The organism is Mesorhizobium sp. M7A.F.Ca.AU.002.02.1.1, assembly GCF_003998535.1.
Lineage (GTDB): Bacteria > Pseudomonadota > Alphaproteobacteria > Rhizobiales > Rhizobiaceae > Mesorhizobium > Mesorhizobium ciceri.
The window spans coordinates 1-960 of record NZ_RZPB01001296.1; the positions used below are offsets into that span (position 1 = coordinate 1).

The 960-nt window shown below is 64.9% G+C and carries 1 protein-coding gene and 1 pseudogene; both read left to right on the forward strand.

Annotation, left to right across the window (positions count from 1 at the left end; translation table 11 throughout):
* On the forward strand, positions 1-448 hold a 448-nt coding region (locus EN879_RS37245; protein ID WP_206521105.1), incomplete at its 5' end, for a uroporphyrinogen-III synthase.
* Between the two features lie 109 nt (positions 449-557).
* Positions 558-960: pseudogene (locus tag EN879_RS37250) on the forward strand (phage tail protein); the annotation flags it as partial.

Below are 960 nucleotides of genomic sequence, written 5' to 3' on the forward strand. Positions count from 1 at the left end.
GGGGGTTTGGTCGGTCAGTGAAGGCCCCGGCGATGCCGAGGCGCTGGCCGACGTTCTCGCTGCCGATTTTTCTGGAAAGACGATTGTCTACCTCTGCGGGCGCGTGCGTTTTCCGGCGTTCGAACAGAGGCTCGGGACGGCGGGCGTTCGGGTCCACGCCGTCGAGACCTATGACACGCTGACAGTGGGTTATCCGGACGAAGTCACCCTCGAACGCCTGTCGGGGCAACCTGCCGACGCGGTATTGCTCTATTCAGCCAAGGCGGCGGCGGCGATGCAGATGTTGGCAAGACGGCCCGCTCTGCGCGGTCTCTTCGAAAAAACATGGGTTTTTGCGCTTTCCACGCGGATCGCCGCAGCCTTCGACGATGCCGCCGGCGAAAGGATCCGCATTGCCGCGCAACCTGACGAGGAGGCATTGCTGGCGCTTTTGCAGGCGCCGCGCTGAGCCGCGTCATCACACCGCCCCTTTTCACCGCTTGGTGATGTGCTAGACCCTTTCTGAACCATCATGCGCCGCCAGGCGTTGAGACGAAGCGAATGTGCGGAGCCCAGGCATGGTCAAGACGCCGAAGATGCGACACTCGAAAAGCCGCCGCGAGCCGGTGACCATCGATCTCGAGCCGGGCGCCGTCTCACGCATCGCCGACGAGGACGCCGCCACGCAGGAGGCGCAGACAGACGAGGCGAAGGCCGAGGAAGCAGCGAACGCTTCGCAGCCCGAGGTTCCCGAAGAGCCGGTTCATGCCGACCAGACCGATCTCGAGCCGTGGGAGCATGCCGATGGCGCCGCAGGTGCGGAAGGGCAAGCGCCGGCGCATGGCGGAGCCAAAGCCGCCGAGCCAGAGCTGCCTTATCCCGGTTCGGATGCGCCGCCCAACCGCGCCAAAACCTTCGACTACAGTTTCGACGACGCGTCGGCAGCGCAGACCGACGGCAACAAGGCAAAAGCCGAGACAC